Origin of the sequence: Actinopolymorpha sp. B17G11, from assembly GCF_040196095.1 — a bacterium.
GTDB lineage: Bacteria > Actinomycetota > Actinomycetes > Propionibacteriales > Actinopolymorphaceae > Thermasporomyces.
The window spans coordinates 123,331-142,266 of the sequence record NZ_JBEFTW010000005.1 but is presented as its reverse complement, the minus strand read 5'-3'; the positions used below and the strand labels follow the sequence as shown (position 1 = coordinate 142,266).

At 68.2% G+C, this 18,936-nt stretch carries 14 protein-coding genes; 4 read left to right on the top strand and 10 right to left on the bottom strand.

What is annotated here, in order from left to right:
- Window positions 1-76: 76 nt before the first annotated feature.
- A complete protein-coding gene (locus ABN028_RS07865; RefSeq protein WP_349328346.1) occupies window positions 77-838 on the top strand; it encodes a phosphotransferase in 762 nt (253 codons plus the stop codon).
- 69 nt (window positions 839-907) lie between these two features.
- On the opposite strand, the gene ABN028_RS07860 is transcribed toward ABN028_RS07865, so the two are convergent.
- The 10 genes from ABN028_RS07860 to hisC form a co-directional block, all read right to left on the bottom strand.
- Window positions 908-2,635: an ABC transporter substrate-binding protein gene (locus tag ABN028_RS07860; protein WP_349696127.1), complete on the bottom strand. Its 1,728-nt coding sequence runs from the start codon at window positions 2,633-2,635 to the stop codon at window positions 908-910.
- 439 nt (window positions 2,636-3,074) lie between these two features.
- Window positions 3,075-4,079, bottom strand: a complete 1,005-nt coding sequence (locus ABN028_RS07855; protein ID WP_349696126.1) for a ferredoxin family protein — start codon at window positions 4,077-4,079, stop codon at window positions 3,075-3,077.
- A 192-nt stretch (window positions 4,080-4,271) separates the two neighbouring features.
- Complete coding sequence (locus ABN028_RS07850) at window positions 4,272-5,024, bottom strand: septal ring lytic transglycosylase RlpA family protein (RefSeq protein WP_349696125.1); 753 nt, start codon at window positions 5,022-5,024, stop codon at window positions 4,272-4,274.
- 344 nt (window positions 5,025-5,368) lie between these two features.
- Window positions 5,369-6,283, bottom strand: coding sequence for a glycine betaine ABC transporter substrate-binding protein (locus tag ABN028_RS07845; protein ID WP_349328350.1), 915 nt, complete (start codon window positions 6,281-6,283; stop codon window positions 5,369-5,371).
- 103 nt (window positions 6,284-6,386) lie between these two features.
- The gene (locus ABN028_RS07840; protein ID WP_349328351.1) at window positions 6,387-7,391 is read right to left on the bottom strand and encodes an ABC transporter permease; all 1,005 of its coding nucleotides are present in this window, start codon (window positions 7,389-7,391) and stop codon (window positions 6,387-6,389) included.
- Window positions 7,388-8,656, bottom strand: coding sequence for a quaternary amine ABC transporter ATP-binding protein (locus ABN028_RS07835; RefSeq protein WP_349696124.1), 1,269 nt, complete (start codon window positions 8,654-8,656; stop codon window positions 7,388-7,390). Before ABN028_RS07835 ends, ABN028_RS07840 begins: the two co-directional genes overlap by 4 nt.
- 366 nt (window positions 8,657-9,022) lie before the next feature.
- Window positions 9,023-10,945, bottom strand: coding sequence for an ABC transporter ATP-binding protein (locus tag ABN028_RS07830; RefSeq protein ID WP_349328353.1), 1,923 nt, complete (start codon window positions 10,943-10,945; stop codon window positions 9,023-9,025).
- On the bottom strand, window positions 10,942-12,678 hold the full coding sequence (locus tag ABN028_RS07825; RefSeq protein ID WP_349696123.1) for an ABC transporter ATP-binding protein: 1,737 nt from the start codon (window positions 12,676-12,678) through the stop codon (window positions 10,942-10,944). The genes ABN028_RS07830 and ABN028_RS07825 overlap by 4 nt, the downstream gene beginning before the upstream one ends.
- A 394-nt stretch (window positions 12,679-13,072) precedes the next feature.
- Window positions 13,073-14,710, bottom strand: coding sequence for a hypothetical protein (locus ABN028_RS07820; RefSeq protein WP_349696122.1), 1,638 nt, complete (start codon window positions 14,708-14,710; stop codon window positions 13,073-13,075).
- Window positions 14,711-14,836: 126 nt separating this feature from the next.
- A complete protein-coding gene (gene hisC / locus ABN028_RS07815) occupies window positions 14,837-15,919 on the bottom strand; it encodes a histidinol-phosphate transaminase (RefSeq protein WP_349696121.1) in 1,083 nt (360 codons plus the stop codon).
- Window positions 15,920-16,004: 85 nt separating this feature from the next.
- On the opposite strand from hisC, the gene ABN028_RS07810 reads away from it, so the two are divergent.
- The 3 genes from ABN028_RS07810 to ABN028_RS07800 all read left to right on the top strand — a co-directional run bounded on the left by ABN028_RS07810 (window position 16,005) and on the right by ABN028_RS07800 (window position 18,924).
- A complete protein-coding gene (locus ABN028_RS07810) occupies window positions 16,005-16,661 on the top strand; it encodes a DUF3159 domain-containing protein (RefSeq protein ID WP_349696120.1) in 657 nt (218 codons plus the stop codon).
- A gap of 178 nt (window positions 16,662-16,839) precedes the next feature.
- Window positions 16,840-17,844 (top strand): PadR family transcriptional regulator, encoded by a 1,005-nt coding sequence (locus ABN028_RS07805; protein ID WP_349696119.1) that lies wholly within the window; start codon window positions 16,840-16,842, stop codon window positions 17,842-17,844.
- A 174-nt stretch (window positions 17,845-18,018) separates the two neighbouring features.
- Entirely contained in the window at window positions 18,019-18,924 is a 906-nt protein-coding gene (locus tag ABN028_RS07800) for a fructosamine kinase family protein (RefSeq protein ID WP_349696118.1), read from the top strand.
- The last annotated feature ends 12 nt before the right edge of the window (window positions 18,925-18,936 follow it).

Below are 18,936 nucleotides of genomic sequence, written 5' to 3'. Positions count from 1 at the left end.
GTTGGACCAGGGGCCACACATGGCGCGCGGCAACCCGATGCTGGCAGGTCGGCGTACACCCGGGCAGGCTGGGCACATGAGTCGCCAGCGTCGCGTGACCGGGGAGCGCCTCGCAGGTGGCATGGTGAACGACGTCGTACGCATCGGCGAGACGGTACGCCGACCGATGCCGGCGCGCGCGGCCTACATCCACGACGTCCTCCGGCTCTTCGCCCGCCACGGCTGGCCGGCGGCGCCCCGCTACCTCGGCGTCGACGAGGAAGGGCGGCAGACGCTGACCTATCTGTCCGGTCACGTCGCGTGGCAGCCGGCACAACCTCCGGCGGTCTGGTCCGAGGACAGCCTGACCCGGGTGGCCAAACTGGTCCGGCAGTTCCACGACCTGACCGCCGGTACGCCACTGGCGGAGGACGGCGAGGTGGTCTGTCACAACGACCTGTCACCCAGGAACACCGTCTATCGCGACGACGGCGCCGGCCTGCGTCCGTACGCCTTCATCGACTGGGACTTCGCCGCACCCGGCCGGCGGATCCACGACGTCGCCCACGTGTGTTGGCAGTTTCTCGACCTCGGGCCGGGGCGCGCGAGTCCCAACGGCCCGGCGCGGCTGATCGGCCTGGTCGCCGACACCTACGCGCTACGGACGCGGGACCGGCGTGCGCTCGTCGAGACGATCCTGTGGTGGCAGGACCGCTGCTGGCGAGGCATCGACGAGCGGGCCGACGCCGGCGATCCGGCGATGGAGCGGCTCCGGTCAGCAGGGCACGTCAAGGCGATTCAGGAGGCGTACGCCTGGGTCGGCGAGCACCGCTCCGTCCTCGAGTCCGCCCTCCTCTGAACGGGCGGGGCTTGTCGACCGCCACACGAACTTCTCCGTCCCTCAGGTCCTCCCTCGTGGTTCGATGCCTCAGGTCCTCGTGGTGAAGTACTGGCACGGGTCGGTGGGGCCGGGATCAGGGAACCACGCGCCGGTGCTCGAGTGGATCTCCTTCGGCACGTTGTGGAAGTCATTTCGCACGATGCCGTAGCCCTTGGCGGGAAGATTGATCCCGATGAAGGCGAACTCCTCGGCCGCGATGGCGAGGATCTCCTTCATCAGGTTCGCCTGATCGTCCTCGCCCACCGTCGTCTGCAGCTGGTCGTACAGAGCCATCTGCCGCCGGACCCAGTCAGGCGGCCGCTCGCCCGATGCGCCGCGGGATTCGTACCACTCCACCCACGGGCCGGCATACTCGTTGCCGCTCTGGGGGAAGTACGCGCGAGGATCCATGACCACATTGGTCCCGCCGAACGCCAGCACCATCGAAACGTCCTGTTCGTTCGCCTCCCGCTTGGCCTCGACGAGCGACGGGGACACGGTCTTGACTACGGTGTCGACTCCGACATCGCGCCAGTAGCGCCCGACGAACTCGGCAACCTGTGGAAACTCCGGTCCGTCATTTCCCTCCGACGCGACGTCGAACAGGATTCTGATCCGCTCGCCGTCGGGGCCGAGGCGGAAACCGTCCCCGTCCTTACCGCTGTACCCGGCGCGGTCGAGGTAATCGTTGGCGAGATCGACGTCGTAGGAGATGAACTGCTTCGCGAGCTTCTCGTTGTAGAACCCGGTTTCGCGCCGTGGCGAGCTCTGCCATGGCTCACCTTGCCGCCGGTAGATCGCGGCGATGATCTCCTGGCGGTTCAACGCATGGGAGAGCCCGATCCGAAATTCCCTGTTCCCGAACACACTCCTCTTGACGGCGTCGGTATGAGTCACGTTGAGCATCAGAAGTGCCGTGTTCATCGGATCTGGAAGGAGATCGAAGAATCTGTAGTTGCCCTTCTCCCGATCCCGAGCGAGCACGGGCTTGTTCTCGGCGATGTTGATGTGCCTGCTGTGCATGTCCAACTCACCACCGAGCGCCTTGAGCAGGACCACCTCGGGCGTCTGCAGGACTTGGTACTCGATCCCGTCGAGGTAGGGGAGTTGGTTGCCTTCGGGATCGACCTTCCAGTAATACGGATTGCGCTTCGCGACGACGCGAGTCCCACTGCCGTCGTACGGCGTTTCCAGCGTCCACGGGCTGAGGGTGGGAAGGTCCGGGTTCAGCGACCAGTCGGCGCGATCGAGAAAGAGTGCGACCCAGTCCTCGAATCCCGCGTCCCTGACTTTCCGGTCGATCGTGTCCGGGGCATATTTCTGGTGGAACTGCTCAAGATAGTGGCGAGGCTTGTTGATCAGCTCCAGGCCGTTTCCCCCGGCCAGATAGCGGGCTAGGAGACCATGGGAGATCTGGTATCGGAAGGCCACGGCATGGTCGTCGACCTTCTCGACCGTGGGCGGCTTCCCTGCGCTGAGCAGGAGCGGCGACTTGGTGGGAGTGAGCTCATCGTTCATGAAGACGTCGTCGAACCAGAACGTCACGTCGTCTGCGGTGAACGGTGAGCCGTCTGACCACTTCATACCTTCCCGCAGGTGGAAGACGTACTCGGTCTTGTCGTCATTGACGTCGTAGGACTCGGCGACATCCGGGACCACGCCGCGCCAGTCCCTGCTGTAACGAAGCAGGCCACCGTAGTGCTGCAGCCTTTCCATCCACGCGGCGTCGTCGCTGCCGACCAGCGCGGTGTGCCACGTCCCTCCGTACACCCCCACCCGCTCGACCGGGCGGACGACGAGGGGAGTCTTCGGAAGACGGTCCTTCAGGGGCGGGAGTTTCCCTCCTCGGACCAGGTCGACCAGAGCAGGCGCTTCCTTGGCACCATTCCGCCTCCGACCACCCCGCCCTGATCCGTTGCCCCCCGGGTCTGTCGAGAGGAGGTCACACCCGGTCAGGGTCAGTGCAGCGGCCGCGGAGGCACTGGAACTCAGCAGGGTCCTCCGGGTCATTCTGCCGACGCGCCTGGTCCGCTCGTTCATCCCACCGCCCACCCTTTGAGGACATTCTGTATACCCACTCCGGTATCCGGTCAATAGGTTCCATACGTCACAGAACGGCCAGCCAGGGACGTCGGACACACATTTCCGCGTTCGTCATCAGGGGCGGACACACTTCGGCGGGTACGCCCACCGAAGGAACACCCGAGGTACGACGTCAGCCGGGGAGCGGACTGGGCACGCCCTCGGAGATCCCGGTCGCGAGGTTGACGGTAGGGATGACGGGAGCCTTGGCGCAGCTGGTGCGGCGTTCCGGCTCGGGCGTCTCGACGCGCCCGCTCACCCACCAGGCGCGGGCAGGTCCCGATGGCGCGTTACCGATCGGGTCGGCCGCCCCGCCGTCCTCGGTGGCCGGCACGCGATCCGGGGCGCTGTCCCGCACCCGCACCCGCCAGTCGGCGCCGTCGACCAACTCGTCGTCGATGACCAGCGCGTCGGTCCCGGTTTCTCCCGTCAGAGCGCGGACCGCGAGTTCGGCGACCTGACCGGCAGGACTCCACGTCGATCGACCACGACAGCGCTCGGTCACCATCTGGCCCGAACCCGAGCCGGTGAGCAGCCGATCCGCGAAACCGGCATCCAGCCGGCCGTACAGGTACCCGCTGGGGAGCACCACCGCCGTCGGCGCGAACCTGTGCCCACCGGTGTGCGTCGTCTCCCACACCTGCTCGCCGTGGCGGGTTGCCAGCTCGGCGGCGATCGGCCTCCCACGCAGAGCGCAGCAGACGTCGCGGCGGCCGTTGGTGCAGACCAGGAGCAACGTGCGATCGTCGAGACGTCCGAACGACGGGCGGACGCCGGATCCGAGCGCATCGAGATCGAGGTCGAGCAGCTCGCGAGGATCGTCGACGCGCCCATGGACGAGCCACGTCGCGCCAGGCCGGGTGTGCGCGAGAAAGACCTGCCGACGGACGGTCGGTGGGTGTTCGTCGGCATGCCGCCCTGGCCGCCGGATCAGTTGCAGTCGTACGCCCGTCCCGCCCGCGCGGCGGACGAGCTCCGTACCGATCTCGTGATCGAGGTGGGATTCGCGTAGGGCGTCGGGGCCGTAGGGCCCGGACTGCTCGATGCACATCCACGTCCGCGCCGCCGCCGCCGTGCCCGCCAGGGGTTCTGCCAGCGTCGCTGACAGCACCGAACATGACGTCGCCGGCAGCTCCATCTCCCCACCTGACCAGATCGTGGACAACTCGCGCCCGCTCCACTGTGACAGGACGAGCGGGCAACAGCCAACCGGGCAGGGTACTTCTCGGCCAATGCTGGACCACCCGCGTCCGCACCAGGCCCCGCCCGGGCGTGGGCGTTTCACATCATGGACACGCCGCCGCGGGCACACCGGCAGCCGCACACCTCCTCAGGGCGCATCGCCCTGGTCGGCGAGCACTTCGTAGGTGACCTCCTGCTTGCCCTGACTGCGGGGCACCCCGAGCGCGTCCCAGGTGTCAGGCAGCAGGTCGATCGCGACGCCCGTCCACTCGGCGGGACCCCGGTCGCGCACCGGGGCGATCACACTCCTGCCCGTCTCTTTGCTGGTGATCCGGATCATCGTCCCGCAGGGGACCTCCCACAACGCGACGCCCTCGGTGAGATCCCGGCTGTTGCCGCCGCAGGCCATCGGCTGGTACTCGGACTCGTCACCGAAGTAGCTGGCGAGCCCGCTCACCGTCTCCACGACCTTCGGCGAGATCGACGGTGTCGGCGCGGGCGAGGCACTCAGCGCGGCCCGTTGTGCCCGCCGTTCGGCCGTGCGTCGGGCCTTGGCCGCGGCCTCCCGCTTCTCCTGCGCGGCCTGTTTCCTGGCCAGTTCGGCCTTGGCGCGCATGTCGTCGGCGTGGTCCTGGAGCGCGTGACCTCGCGCCCGCTTGGCCTCCGACACCGCGGTCCACGTGTCCGCGTCAGGCAACCCGTCCGGAGTGGGGAAGTCGAGCCGGTCGCCGCGGGAGGCCCGCGCCGTGGCGTTGGCGCGGGCGTCGCCGTCATGCTCGCCTGCGTACGTCGCCCACAGCGGACTTCCCCCTGCCGACCCGGTGAGGACGTACACACCGCCGCCGACCGCGCCGAACAGGATGAGCGCCAGGGCGATGCCGAAAATCACGGGAGTACGCATCTGCTTCCGGCGGCGGACCCCCGAATTCCGCGGGTGCCGACTGGAGTCACCGCGCGGGAGAGATCTGGGCACCTGCTCGCCTTCCGGTCCGGGATAGCGCTGGAAAACTGCGGAACAGATCTCCCCCGACCGCGGACGAACCCGCCCAGGTTTACACAGCTATCGAGATCAATCCAAGACTGTCGGACGGAATGCCTCCTTTGTCGTAAGGGCCGAAAAGAAGGCGAAACGGCCCTGCCCATCGAGGAACGGCGGGAACACCGTGCGGATACGACGGCGCCCGGTGACCACCACTCGGGTGATCACCGGGCGTCCGCGTCAATGACCCGGCCGGAGCCGGAGAACTACTTCGTCAGGTTCGTCACGAAGTCCGGGTTGTCTTCCATCCAGGCCGTGACGCCCTCTTCTTCATTCCCCTCGTTCTGGTTCAGGGCGACGTCCTCCAGCGTGCCGAGGCTCTCGTCGTCCATCGTGAAGTTGGCCATCCAGCCGGCCAACTCGGGGAAGTCCTTCTTGAAGCCCTTCCGGCCGATCGCGTGGATCTCTTCTGCCTTACCCATCGCGCCCTTGGGGTCCTCGAGGTCGCGGATCGGCAGTTTCGCGTACGCCCAGTGCGGACGCCACAGAGTCACGACGACGGGGTCCTTGGCGTCGATCGCCTTCTGCAGTTCGGTGAGCATCGCCGGAGTCGACGATGTCACGAGCTCGTACTCACCCTCGAGGCCGTACTGCGGGATCGCCTCCTCCTTGGTGACCCGGGTCAGTCCGGCACCGGCTTCGATACCGACGACCCGGCCGTCGAACTCGCCCGCACTGCCCTTCAGGTCCTCGATCGACTTCGCCTTCACGTAGTCCGGCACGGCCAAGGCGAGCTTCGCGTTGTCGTACCACACCCCGAGGTCCTCGAGGTCCGCGCTGTACTTCTCCCAGTACGGCTGGTGAGTCACCGGCAGCCAGCCGTCGAGGAAGAGGTCGATGTCACCCTTGGACAGGCCGGTGAAGATCGGTCCGGGGTCGAGCTGAACCAGTTCGACCTCGTAGCCCTTCTCCTCGAGCACCTGCTTCCACATGTGGGTGACGACGACGTCCTCGTCCCACGGAATCCAGCCGATCTTGATCGACTTTTCGCCCGCGGGCTCCTCGGCCTTACCTCCGCCGGTGTCACCGGTGTCGCCTTCGGATCCCCCGATGGTGCCGCAACCCACCGTCACCAGCCCAAAGGCGAGCAACGCCGCGATCAGCATCGTCAGGCGTCTCATCTTCGATTCACGTTGCACGGTTAGCTGTCCTTTCCCATCTTCGGATTGCTCAGGCATCGTGCTGGACCGAACACGTCCTGCTCGCCTGGGACGCCCGCGAACGTCATTGTTCGCCGGCGGCCGCAGCCGCTCGGACGACCGCCGAGCGGCTCGTCAGCGCCGCCGTGAGGCGGTCGAGATAGATCGCCAGGATCACCACCGCTATCCCGGCTTCGAAACCCTCGCCGATCTGCGCGTTGGAGATCGCGGAGTAGACATCGCCACCAAGGCCACCAGCACCCACCAGGCCGGCGATCACGACCATGGACAGGGCGAGCATGATCACCTGGTTGACGCCCGCCATGATCGTCGGAAGGGCGAGTGGAAGCTGGATCCGGGCGAGGATCTTCATCGGTGAAGCGCCGAACGCCTCGCCGGCCTCGACAACTTCACGATCGACCTGACGGATGCCCAACTCCACCAACCGCACGCCTGGTGCCATCGCGAAGATCACGGTCGCAACGGCGCCGGGAACCGGGCCGACCCCGAAGATCAGGATCGCGGGAATCAGGTAGACGAAGGGGGGAAGTGTCTGCATCACGTCGAGGACCGGCCTGATCAGCTGGCTCACCGTGTCGTTGCGCGCGGCGAGGATGCCGACCGGGACGGCCAGGAGGACCGCCAACGCGCTTGCGATCAGGACCAGGGACAACGTCTCCATCGACGAGTCCCACAGGTCCATTCCACCGATCAGCACAAACCCGATGAGCGAGAACAGACCGAACTTCCAGCCACGTAAGGCGAAGCCGAGGAGGGCGAAGGTCACCGACAGGACGAATACCGGCGGGATGCTCGTCACCGCCGCGAGGTAGCCAAGGACAGCCGCCCCCGCGAACGCGCCCACGCCGATCTTCCAGCCCCGCAGGCCGAAGGCGATGACACCGAACAGGAGCGCGAGCCCGATGATCGTCGGGGTGAGGAGGAACGTGGTCAGCCCGTCATAGGTCCACTCGAGCACCGAGGCAATGGCATCGAGCAGCACCCCGAACGTGGCGATCAACCAGTCGATGACCGCCTCGAGGGCCTCACCGACGGGGATCCGGGGAATCTCGACAGCGGCCAGGTTCATGACGGCACCTCCTCGGTGGACACCGAGGACGGCTCCGCCGCATCCTCTGACGTACTGCTCCCGTCGGACTCCCCTGCGCCGCCGCCGAGGGCGAGCAGCAACGTGACACGGGGTATGACTCCGACCAACCGTTTCTCCTCGTCGACGACCGCGAGCGGCACCGGACACTCCGCGGATGGCGTCAGGAGTTCGGCCACCACCGTGTCGGGTGAGACGGCGACGACATCCTCGGGATCCATCAGACTGGTCAGTGACTCCGTGCCCTGGCGGGTCGCCTCGGCGACGGCGGCGTCACGAACGACGCCCACAAGTTTCCGGTCGCTGTCGACCACGAACGCCGCGGCCACCTGTTGTTCGCGCATGGTACGCAGCGCCTGGCGCGGTCCGGAGCGCGCGCCCACGACGGCGACGGACCGCTCCATCACCGCACTCGCCGTCAGTACGCGTGAACGGTCGACATCTTGCACGAACTGCGCCACATAGTCGTTCGCCGGGTCCTGCAGGATCTCTTCTGACGTACCGATCTGCACGATCCGCCCGTCGCGCATCATCGCGATCCGGTCACCCAACCGCATGGCCTCGTTGAGATCGTGGGTGATGAAGATGATGGTTTTTCCCAACCTAGCCTGGAGTTCCACCAGCTGGTCCTGCATCTCCCGCCGGATCAGCGGGTCGAGTGCGCTGAACGCCTCGTCCATCAACATCACGTCCGTGCCAGCCGCGAGCGCTCGGGCGAGTCCGACGCGCTGCCGCATTCCGCCGGAGAGCTGGGTCGGCAGGTGGCTCTCCCATCCGGTGAGGCCGACCATCTCGAGTGCGTTGTTGGCGCGCTCGAGCCGCTCCGCCTTCGGCAGCTGACGAATCTCCAGGCCGTACGCGGCGTTCTCGAGCACGGTGCGGTGCGGCAGCAACGCGAAGTGCTGGAAGACCATGCTGACCTTCTCCTGCCGGAGCGCGCGAAGCTCCTTGCTCGGCAGGCCGGTGAGCTTGGTCTCGTCGATGTAGACCGCACCCGACGTGGGCTCGAGCAGTCCGTTCAGCATCCGGATGAGCGTCGACTTGCCGGAGCCGGACAACCCCATGACGACGAAGATCTCACCGGGCTCGACTTCGAAGGACGCGTCAATGACAGCGGGTGTGACGCCAAGCTTGCCGACGGACTCCTTGTCCTTTCCTTGTTCGAGGAGGCGGACGGCATCGTCAGCGCGACGTCCGAACACTTTGTAGAGCTTTTCGGCACGTACGGCGGGCACTAGCTCCCTCATCGCTTCTCGTCGCGCGCCACTGCACGGCGTCCAAGGCCAGCACGGCGGAGCACTAGGGGCGTTCGACCGCGGCATGCTTGGCGCCTTCGCCGCAGTCCGGCCGGCGTCTGCGCCTCTTCCGACCCTCGTAGTGGGTCGACGCGCGACGTTTCCACCTGCAGTCCGGCCAGCCCCTGGACGGACTTATCGGTAACTGACCGTACCCGGGTCTGGTGGACGAATTCCAGTCCAGCCCGCCCGCCGGGCAGGTCGGCGTTCCACAGAGTGGTATTCCTCACTCTGCGTCGGCACATTAAGCCGTACCGTGCCTGAAAATATGGCCGGTCCGGCGAGCGATGGCGCGCCGCCGGACCGGCAGGAAGGCACTCAGGCGAGACTGTCCAACCACGCCTGATGCAGATCGGCGAACCGTCCGGAATCGGCAATCAGGTCAGACGGCGGTCCGTCCTCGACGATCCGACCGCCTTCCATCACCAACACCCGGTCGGCGATCTCCACCGTGGAGAGCCGGTGCGCGATGATCAGCGCCGTCCGGTCGGCGAGGATGGTACGCAGTGCCCGCTGCACCAGTCGTTCGCTGGGAACGTCGAGACTGGACGTCGCCTCGTCGAGGATGAGGACGGCCGGATCGGCCAGGAACGCCCGCGCGAACGCCACCAACTGCCGCTGCCCTGCCGACAGCCGGCCCCCGCGCTTGCCGACCTCGGTATCGTAGCCGTCCGGCAGGCTGGTGATGAACTCGTCGGCGCCAATCGCCCTTGTGGCGTGAACGATGTCCTTCATCGAGGCGCTCGGCCGGCCGAAGCGGATGTTGTCGGCGACCGTGCCGGTGAACAGGAAGTTCTCCTGCGTCACCATGACGACCGCCCGCCGGAACGTCGCCTCGTCGAGATTGCGGAGGTCGACACCGTCGAGCGTGACCCTGCCGCGGATGGGGTCGTAGAACCGCGACAGCAGCTTCGCCAGCGTCGTCTTGCCGGCACCCGTCGCGCCCACCAGTGCCACCGTCTGCCCGGCCGGCACGCGCAGGTCGAGATGCGGGAGCACCAAGTGCTCCTCCTGCGCTTCACCCTCCGGCCTCTCGGCCTTGTAGCCGAACTCCACACCGTCGAAGTGCACCGTGCCCTTGGCCCGCGGCAGCGGCACCGGATGAGTCGGCTCGGGCACGTCCGACTGTTCCTCGAGCACACCCGACAGCTTCTCCAGTGCCGCACTCGCCGACTGGAATGTGTTGTAGAACTGGCTGATCTCCTGCATGGGCTCGTAGAACTGCCGCAGGTAGAGCAGGAACGCCGTCAGCACGCCGACCGTCACGGCGTCGTGGAACGCCAGCCAACCGCCGTACAGCAAGACCGCGGCCACGGTGAGGTTGCCGATCAGCTTGATGCCCGGCATGAAGACCGCGATCAGCCGCATGCCGCGCATGTTGGCGTCCCGGTAGGCCTCGTTGACCTCCTCGAAGATCTCCTGGTTCCGCGGCTCGCGACGGAACGCCTGCACCGCGCGGATCCCGTTCATCGACTCGACGAAGTGCACGATGACCGCCGCGACGGTCTCCCGCGTACGCCGGTACGCGATGCTGGACTGCTTGCGGAACCACTGGGTGAAGAGGAACAGGATCGGGATCGGGATCAACGCCACCAGGCCGAGGTGGACATCGAGCACCAGCAGCAGGATCGCGGTACCGATGAGCGTGAGCACCGCGGAGACCAGGCCGTCGAAGCCGGACTGGAGCAGCTCGTAGATCGCGTCGATGTCGGAGGTCAGGCGGGAGATCACCCGACCCGAGGTGTACTTCTCGTGGAACCGCAGCGACAGCTTCTGGAAGTGGTTGAAGACCCGCCGGCGCAGCTCCAGCAGGATGTCCTGACCGATGCGACCGGACAGTTGCAGGAAGGCCTGTCGCGCAAGCGCCTGACCGATCGCCGCGACGAGGATGACGGCGACGACCGTGATCAGCGTCCGCGCGCCCTCACTGGCGAGGATGGGCGGAATACCGCGGTCGATCCCGACCTTCACGAGGTACGGAATCGCCAGCCGGGCAGCGTTTTCGGCGATGACGATCGCGATCAGCGCGAAGATCAGCTTCTTGTGTGGCCGCAGCAGGTCGCCCAGCAGCCGGCGGGAACGTTCGCGCAGGAGTAGAGACACCTTCTCGGTGATCTCGTCCTGCTGCTCCGCGGCGACGCCGCGCCAGTCCGACCCGTCCGTACGGCCGTCGTCGCCGTTGCCGCCGTGCCTGCGGTCCTGATCGGTCCGGTCGGTCGCCTCGGTCGAGGATGCGGTCACGACATCACCTCCTCGGCGTCGAGATCGGCGTCCTGGCCGAGCAGTTCGCGATACTCGGGCACCTGGTCGAGGAGCTCGTGGTGGGTGCCGACGTGAGTGATCGTGCCGTTCTGCAACAGCGCTACCTTGTCGGCCAGCAGAACCGTCGACGCGCGGTGCGCGACGACGATGCCGGTCGCGTGCTCGAGTACCTTCCGCAACGCCTCCTCCACCAACGCCTCGGTCTCGACGTCGAGGGCGGACAACGTGTCGTCGAGGACGAGCACCTTCGGCTTGGTCAACACCGCGCGGGCCAACGCGAGCCGCTGCCGCTGCCCACCGGACAGTGACATGCCCTGCTCGCCGATCCGGGTGTCGAGTCCCCAGGGCAGGTTGTAGACGAACGTCGCCTGCGCGACCTCGAGCGCCTGGGCGATCTCGTCGTCCGTCGCGTCCGACCGGCCGAGCGTGAGGTTCTCCCGCACGCTCATGGAGAACAACGTCGGCTCCTCGAACGCCGTGGCGACGACCGACCGGAGGGTCGGCAAGGTGAGATCGCGGATGTCGTGACGGTCCACGGTGATCCGGCCCGCCGTGACGTCGTAGAGCCGCGGCACAAGTGCCGTCAACGTCGTCTTGCCCGAGCCCGTGGCGCCCACCACTGCAAGGGTTTCGCCCGGCTGAACGTCGAGCCAGACATCTCGCAGGACCGGAGTCTTGTCGTCAGGGAAGTGGAACCCGACGCCCTCGAAACGCAGGTGCCCCCTGAGGCGCGCGACCTCCTTGGTGCCGCCGGCGATCGTGGGCTCGGTGTCGAGCACCTCCATCACCCGGTCGGCGGCGGTCATCGCCTCCTGCGCCATCGCCAGGATGTGGCCCATCGACGCGATCGGCCACACCAGCTGGAGCATCAGGGTGGTGAACGCGACGAGGGCTCCCAGCGTCAGCGCGCCCCGCCCCACCGCGAGCGCGCCGAGCAGCAGGACCAAGGCGAGGGTGACGTTGGGAACGAACCCGAGCACGGTCCAGAACCGGGACGAGAGCCGGACCTTCTCCATCGAGGTGGCGTAGACGTTGCAGGCACCCTCGTCGAACGTGTCGTAGACGTGGTGCCGTCGTCCGAACGACTTGATCACCCGGATGCCGACGGCACCCTCCTCGATGACCGTGGCGAGGTCACCCTGCTCGTCCTGCACCTGGCGGGAGATCCGGATGTAGCGGCGTTCGAACCGTCCGGAAGCGATGACGATCGGGATGGCCGACGCCGCGACGACGAGGCCGAGTGGCCAGTACATCCGGAAGAGCAGCACGGCGACGACACTGAGCTGCACGATGTTGGTGATGAGGAACAGGACACCGAACCCGAGGAACCGCCGGATCACCGACAGGTCCGTCGTCGCCCGCGACAACAGCTGACCGCTCTGCCAGCCGCCGTGGAACGCCATCGGCAACCGCTGCAGGTGGGCGTAGAGGTCGTCGCGGATCTGCGTCTCGAGACCCAGGACCGCGCGGGACTGGATCCACCGCCGGACGAAGATCAGGAACGCCTCGGTGATACCGAGGCCGGCGGCGAGGAGACCGAGCAGGATCAGTCCGGTGACTTCCCGGTGGGCGATGGGACCGTCGATGATCTCCTTCGTGACCAGGGGGATCGACAAGCTCGCGCCGACACCGACAAGGGCCGCGAGGAGCATCAGGACCAGGCGCCCGGTGTAGGGACGGAGGTACGAACGAAGCCGCCACAGATTGGTCACGCCGGCGAAACGGCGTCTGCCACCTGGCGGTGTGGCTGGCTGGCCCTCGGAACTGTTTGGATCTGAACTGTCTGGGTCTTGGCTTCCTGGATCTGGACTTTCTGACTGGTGGGCGCCGAGCGCCGGTCTATCTGATGGCATCGTCGGGCAGGCCGCTCCTCACCGGGTATCAGTGGACTGCGCTGTCGGTCGACTGCGCCGTCATGGCTGACTGCGCTGTCAGGCCGAAGTGAACTGCTGCCGGATCTGTGCGCGAGACCCCTCCCCGACGATCCGGTCAGGTCAACAGATGACCCAACAAGAGTAAGCCAACACGTCAACCGAGTAAGGGCGTTGACGCCACGTGGCGGACCCCTGTGACCGGTGACACCGCCGGACCTGTGACCGGATCTGGTCAGTACCGAGGTGATTCGCCCGAGCCATTGCCCTGCTGGCCGGTACTGCGTTCGCCCGTGCGATCGTCACGTACGGCCTCACCTTGGTGGTCTCCGGGCCCATCGGTGGGGCGATCGGCCTGCTGGTCGGGCCCATCGCCGGGTCGGTCGCCGGGTCGGTCGAATGGCCACTCGCCTGGCCAGTCGCCGAGTCCATGGCGGGCCGGATCGCTCGTCCACTCGACGGCTGGACGCGCCTCGGTGGGAGGGTCGCTCGCGATCGGCCGCGGCGGCTCGGAGAACCAGTCACCGACACCGGAACGGGACGCCTCGTCGGGGAGGTCGGACGTTTCCTTGCTGGCGGCATCGTCGGACCACCCGGACGTGGCCGGTTGCTGACCAGGCTGGCTCGTCCACTCAGCGGGCGCACCCTGCTGACCCGACTGACTCGGCCACTCGCCTGCGGTTTGCTGCGAGTCACCCGCCGTCTGCTGGGTGGTGGTCTGACTCCACTCGGCGACGCTCTGCTGCGCTGGCTGGTTCGGCCACTCGGCGACGGGCTGTGTCGTTGGCTGGGTGGACCAGGCCCCGCCGCTCTGCTGACCGGACTGGTTCGGCCACTCGCCTGCGGTCTGGTGGGACTCACCCGCCGCCTGCTGCGTGGTGGTCTGACTCCACTCGGCGACGCTCTGCTGCGCTGGCTGGTTCGGCCACTCGGCGACGGCACCCTGCTGGCCGGGCTGGCTCGTCCACGCACCGCCGCTCTGCTGCGCTGGCCACCCTGCCGGCGCGGGTGGGTGGGCCTGCCAGGCCACGCCGCCCTGCTGCCCCACCTGACCCGCCTGACCCGCCTGACCTGACTGGCCTACCTGACCCGCCTGACCTGACTGGCCTACCTGACCCGCCTGACCTGACTGGCCCGCCTGGCCCGCCTGACCCGACTGGCCCGCCCGCGCCGGCCACTCGGCGGCCGGTTGAGCGGCCGGCTGGCCGGAGGACCACTCACCGACTCGGCGCTGATCCGACTGGAGCCACTCGCCGACACCCTGCCCACGCCGGGACCATTCGCCCACACCCCGTCCGGCGTCGGAGGGCTGCTCGGCTCCCGACCACGAGGGGCTCGCGTCCGCACGCCCGGCGTCGCCGTACCGCTGTCCGACCGGTTCGCTCCCACCCGACTGCACTGGCTCGCCGTAGCTCGGCCGTCCCGACTCAGCCCGGTCCTGCCACTGTGCTCCGCCGATCGCCTGTGCGGGCGGAGGCTGGTCACCGTCCGCCGGCCACCGGTCCTGCGCCACCGCACCGCTGGCCTCCGCGGCGTCCGCCTCGGTGCCGGCGGCGGGCGCGGGGAACCTGGTGGTCTCCGTCATGCCAGCCTCGGCACGTTCCTGCGGTGCGGGTCGTTCGGTGGTCCTGTCGTACGGAACGACCTCTGCCCGCCCGCGGCGGCGGATCGCACCCGCGACCGCACCGATCGCCAGCGCACCCGCCGCGATCTCGAAGCCCAGGCCGATCCAGGGATAGAGATCCCGCTGTTCGGAGGTCAGCTCGGCGGGGCCGAAGTCGATCGAGAGGAACATCTGGAGGCCGACGAGGACCTGCAGCGCAAGACCGACGACGACAAGCAATCCGCGTACAAGTTGCCCTAGGACCGTCATGGCGAGGAAGCCTAACCATCGTGACCCGATCGGTCGCGCCCCCTGGGCCGGGAAGATTGGCCCACCCGGGGGACCGCTGGCCGTGTCGGTGCAGATGACCGCTTCCGGCCATCGCCCGGTTGCCGGTCAGGCCGACCAGCGGCCGGCCACCTCGAGCACCAGGTCGTTGGCGGCCGGTTCACCGATGCTCACCCGACAGCCCGCTCCGGGGAACGCACGGACGACGACACCCTCGGCCTCACAGGCCTGCGCGAACCGGTCAGCGTCGTCACCGAGCGGCAGCCAGACGAAGTTGGCCTCCGTCGCGGGGACGGCAAACCCCTGTGTACGAAGGGATTCCGCGACCCGGTAGCGCTCCTTGACGAGCTGCTCCACGTACGCGAACAGCACGTCCTCGCACCCCAGCGCGGCCAGTGCCGCCTCCTCCGCCACGGTCGACACCGCGAACGGAGGGGTGCAGGCGCGGAGGGCGTCGGCGACCGGTTCGTGGGCAATCGCGAAACCGACCCGCAGGTTGGCCAGGCAGTACGCCTTGGAGAACGTACGAAGGATGCAGACGTTCGGGTGCTGCCGGTAGAGGGCGAGGCCGTCGGCCGCGTCAGGGTCACGGATGAACTGCAGGTAGGCCTCGTCGACCACGATCAGAACATCGTCCGGGACCCGGGCGAGGAAGTCCGCCAGCTCGTCGTGGTGGACGACCGGGCCGGTCGGGTTGTTCGGCGTACAGACGATGACGACCCGAGTGCGATCGGTGACCGCCGCTGCCATCGCAGGGAGGTCGTGCCGCGCCTCGGCGGTGAGCGGCACCCGCACCTGGGTCGCGCCGGCCGCCTGCGACGCGATCGGATAGGCCTCGAACGACTGCCACGCGTAGACCACCTCGTCGCCGGGTTCGCAGGCCGCCTGGATGAGGTGGTAGAGCAACGCGACCGATCCGGTGCCGGGCGCCAGATTGCTCACCGGCACGTCGAGGCGGCGGGACAGCTCGCCGGTAAGACGTCCGCAGGAAAGGTCCGGGTAGCGGTTCATGGTGCCCGCGGCCGCACGCGCAGCCTCGAGCAGTTCGGGAGGCGGCGGGTAGGGGTTCTCGTTGCTCGACAGCTTGTACGTCGGCCGGCCCTTGGCGGGAGCGGCCGGCCGACCTGGCTTGTACGAGGGGATGCCCTGCAAGCTGCGACGCAGGCGAGGTCCGGACGGGCGCGCGGTCATGGACCCACCTTAGAGCGCAGGTCGGGTTGGCCTATTGCCGACTGCGAAGGCCCCGACGTTGCGTACTTAGGGCAGGCTTAGTCACGTGCAGGTGCACGAGAAGAAGCAACCGGACATCGCGCAGCCGGAGTCACTGGCCCGGCTCCTCGGCGGTTGGCGGGCGTCCACGGACGCGACGCTGCCGCCGGTGGCGTTCGTCGCCGGCTGGCTGCTGACCGGGCATTCGGTGTCCTGGGGAGCGGTGGCCGCGTTCGGTGTGAGCGTTCTCCTCGGCGTCTACCGGCTACTCCGGGGTACGCGGCCGCGGGCGGTTCTCCTCGGTCTCCTCGGTGTCGCCATCGCCGCCGCCGTCGTCCTGCGGACCGGACACGCCGCCGACTTCTTCCTCGTCCAACTGGCCACCAACGCCGCGAGTGCGCTCGCCTGGATCGTCAGCATCGTCGTGCGCTGGCCCCTGCTGGGCGTGGTGGTCGGCACCGCACTGCGTCAGGGTGGTCGTTGGCGGCGGGACCCCGCGTTGCTGCGGGCGTACGCGACGGCGTCGTGGGTGTGGGTCGGTCAGTACGTCGTGCGGGTCGCCGTCCTCGGGTCGCTCTACCTGGCCAACGCCGTCGTCGCCCTCGGTATCGCGAGAGTCGCGCTGAGTTGGCCGCTCGTCGCAGGGTGCGTGGCGGTGAGCGCGTGGATCCTGGCCCGCGTCCTCCCGTCCGACCACCCCGGCTTCCGCAGCCCACGGGCCTGAGCAACCCACAGGTCCAAGCGGGCCGCGGTCCAAGCGGGCCACGAGACCTCGCGCGCGCAAACCGGCTCTTTCGTACGACCAACCAGTGGGTCTGGCACTCCGGAGGGCCTTGTCGGCGCTGTATCGGCGATATATCGTGAACCATCGTTAGCATGGCATCGAACGAAGGAGTCGCGCCATGAAGAGGTTCATGAATCAAGGGCCGTTCCGGGATCGGGGTCCTGGCGGGCGGCGTGGCGACAACGCCGGTTGGCCGGGTCCCGACTTCCCTGCGGAGGGCCGTCACGGTGAGCCCGCCGGCCACGGCGAGCACCACCACGAGCACCATGACGAGCACCACCACGAGCGCCGTCGCGAGCGTCGGGAGCGCCGCGAGCGGCGCCGCGATGAGCGCAGCAGCCACCACGAGCATCACGAACACGGCAGGAACCACGGCGGCTTCGGCCCAGGCGGGCCGGGATTGGCGGGCCTCGGCCCGGGCGGGCCGGGGTTCGGTGGCTTCGACTTTGGCTTCGGCCCGGGTTTCGGCGGCTCTGGTGGGTTCGGCGGCTTCGGAGGCGGTGGACGGCGCGGCGGATGGGGTCCGCCGTTCGGGTTCCCGGGCCGTCGCGGCCCGCGCGCCCGCCGCGGCGACATCCGCGCCGGGATCCTGCACCTTCTCGCCGACTCGGACCGGCCGATGCATGGCTACGAGATGATCCGCGAGCTCCAGGAACGCACCGGCGGTGCGTGGCGACCGAGTGCCGGCTCGATCTATCCGACCCTGCAACTCCTCGAGGACGAAGGGCTCGTCGCCTCCACCGAGGACACGGGCAAGCGGCTGTACTCGCTCACCGACGCCGGCCGCGAAGAAATCGCCAGGCGTGGCGGTTCAGCCCCCTGGGAGGAGTTCACCGAGCCGACCGACTCGCCGTGGCACGAACTCCGCAACGCCGGCGCGGGCCTGATGACGGCGGCCATGCAGGGCGCCCACGCGGCGAACGAGCAACAGTTGCACCGGATCACCGAGACCCTGCGGGAAGCCCGGTCGCGGATCTACCGGATCCTGGGCGAGGACGAGCCCACCGAGCACGACCGGCCTGGGCGCGACAGCGACGCCCACCACCACAGCGACGCCCACCACCACAGCGACGCCCACCGCGACACGGGCGACGAGGCGCGAGGGGACGACACGAGCAAGTAGCCCGCCGGAGGCGGCGACACCACTACCCAGCTGTACGAACTACCCAGCTGTACGAACTACCCAGCTGTACGAACGCGCATCCCTGCCGCCTGCTGCACACTTCACCGACGCTTCGGTCACGCGAATGCGCTGAACCCCTTACGTAGCGTAGGCGAAACGCCCTAATATCGGACAATGGCTCGGCAAGCAAGCATCGCGTTCCACGTCGAAGAGGTCCTCAACACTCCCGTCATCTCGACCAATCCCGTCGCCGGCGGCGACGTGTGCATCGCCACCCGGGTACGCCTCGGCGACGGCCGAAGCGTCTTCGTCAAGGCCCGCCCCGGCGCACCCGCAGGCTTCTTCGCCACGGAAGCACGGCACCTGACCTGGCTCGCCGCCGCCGGTGAAGGGGCGGCACTGACACCGGGCGTTCTCGGTTACGACCACGAGTGCCTCGTCCTGGAGTGGGTCGAGACCGGGCGTCCCTCCGCCGAAGCCGCCGAGAGGCTGGGCCGCGCACTGGCGGTCACTCATCGAAGTGGGGCACCGGCGTTCGGAGCCGCAGCCGAAGGTTTCATCGGACGGCTGCCGCAACCCAACGCCCCGACCGACAGTTGGCCGGAGTTCTACGCCCGGCACCGGGTCGAGCCGTACCTCCGGGTGGCGTTCAACCGCGGCCGACTCGACGCGAACGAGGCGAACGCCATCTGCGCACTCCTCGAGCGCCTCGAGGAACTCGCCGGACCACCCGAGCCGCCCGCGAGAATTCACGGCGACCTCTGGTCGGGCAACATCATCTGGGCGACCGACGGGCAACCGCGCGTGGTCGACCCGGCTGCCTACGGCGGTCATCGCGAAACCGACCTGGCCATGCTCATCCTGTTTGGTACGCCGCACCTCGACCGGCTCCTCGCTGCCTACGACGAGGTGTTTCCCATCGCCGACGGTTGGCGCGACCGGCTCGCCATCCATCAGCTGCACCCGTTGCTCACCCACGCGGCGACCTACGGCGGTGGGTACGGAGCGCGGGCCGGGCGGGTCGCCCGCGACCTCCTCGCCAGGAATCCCGTCCAACGGCCCGACCCGCGTCCCGTCTGACTCCTCGCTGCC